The sequence below is a fragment of the Streptomyces sp. NPDC005195 genome (genome assembly GCF_040608315.1).
Taxonomy (GTDB): domain Bacteria; phylum Actinomycetota; class Actinomycetes; order Streptomycetales; family Streptomycetaceae; genus Streptomyces; species Streptomyces kaempferi.
Window position 1 is genome coordinate 1 of the sequence record NZ_JBEXHZ010000313.1, and the last position, 1,553, is coordinate 1,553.

The 1,553-nt window shown below is 73.0% G+C and carries 2 protein-coding genes; one reads left to right on the forward strand and one right to left on the reverse strand.

Features of this window, described 5'->3' with window-relative positions; all coding sequences use genetic code 11:
• Positions 1-90: 90 nt before the first annotated feature.
• Positions 91-438 (reverse strand): YciI family protein, encoded by a 348-nt coding sequence (locus tag ABZV34_RS39270; RefSeq protein ID WP_356288028.1) that lies wholly within the window; start codon positions 436-438, stop codon positions 91-93.
• Between the two features lie 112 nt (positions 439-550).
• Here ABZV34_RS39270 and ABZV34_RS39275 point away from each other — a divergent pair.
• A partial coding sequence (locus tag ABZV34_RS39275) for an acyl-CoA dehydrogenase family protein (protein ID WP_356288031.1) occupies positions 551-1,553 on the forward strand: 1,003 nt, incomplete at its 3' end.

Consider the following 1,553-nt stretch of genomic DNA (forward strand, 5'->3'; position numbering starts at 1 on the left):
CGGCGAGCTCGATGTCACCGAGGAAGCGGACGAGGACGGCGACCGCGCGGCCGTATTCGGCGCGGAAGACTCCCTCGACGTCCAGGGGCATCAGGCCTCGCCCATGAAGGGCCGCACCTCGATGGGGAGCGTGGTCGCCAGCGTCGCCTTGCGGCCCCACTCCAGCGCCGCGTCCAGGTCGGGAGCCTTGATCAGGCAGATGCCGCCCAGGAACTCCTTGCTCTCGGTGTACGGGCCGTCCGTGACCAGGACGTCTCCGGCCTCGGCCCTCACCACCGTGGCCGTCTCGGGCCCGTGCAGTCCCCCGGCGAACACCCAGGCCCCGGCCTCACGCAGCTCCGCGTGGAAGACGTCGAGACTGTGCATGATCTCTTCGAGCACCTCGGGCGCGGGCGGCTCTCCCTGCGGCTGCATCACGCTCAGCAGGTAGTACTTCATGGTGTGCTCCTTGCTCCTCGGAGGTCTCTCGCTCCTGGTGGTCTTCACTGACTACACGAACGGGAGAGCCCCGGATCGACACACGCCCCGACGACCGAGGGAGATTCCTTCGATGACCGCCCCACCGCACCCGCTCGTCTCCCGCGCCGTACGGCTGGCAGCCGAGGTTCTCGCACCGCAGGCTGAGCGTGTCGACCAGGAGGGCGTGCCGGCGGACAGTATCGAGGCGCTCAAGCGCTCGGGGCTGCTCGGGGTGAGCGCGCCGGTCGCCTACGGCGGATCGGCCGCGCCGGCCGCGGTCGTCCGCGGGACGGCCGAGATCCTCGCCGGGGCCTGCTGCTCGACCTGGTTCGTACAGGCCCAGCACCACACGCCGGTCCTCACCCTGGCCCGGGCCGAGGCCGGCCTCCCGGTGCGGGAGCGTCTGTTGGGGCCGCTGGCGCGCGGGGAGCTGCTGTCCGGGGTCGCCTACGCCCAGTTGCGCGGGTATCCGCGCGTCCCGGTGCGGGTCTCGCGCGAGCGGGGCGGCTGGCGCTTCGACGGGACGGTGCCCTGGTACACCGGCTGGGGACTCAACGACGTGATGCTGCTGGCGGGGGTGACGGACGACGCGGAGGCGCTGTTCGCCTTCACCGAGGCGCGTGAGCAGCCCGGTCTGCGGCCGTCGCCCCCGATGCGGCTCGCCGCCCTGACGGCCTCCCGGACGGTCTCGCTGGAGCTCGACGGCCTGTGGCTGCCCGACGACGCGGTGGCCCTGCGTACGCCGTACGAGACCTGGGCGGCGACCGACCGGCCCAAGAACACCAACGCCTCCCCCGCGGTCTTCGGGGTCACGGCGGCGGCCCTCGACCTGCTGGACACCGATCCGCCGGCGAAGGAGACCGCGCGGGTGCTGCGCGCCCGCCTCGACGAGGTACGGCGACGGTCGTACGAGCTGGCCGACCATCCCGTGCCGGGCGAACGGATCGAGGAGCGGCTGAGGGCCAAGACACTGGCCTACGACCTGATGCGGGCGGCCACGACCGCGGCGGTCGTGGCCGGCGGCGGCCGGGCCATGGACCTGGGCAGCCCGGCGCAGCGGCTGGCCCGGGAGGGGATGTTCCTGCTGATCCAGG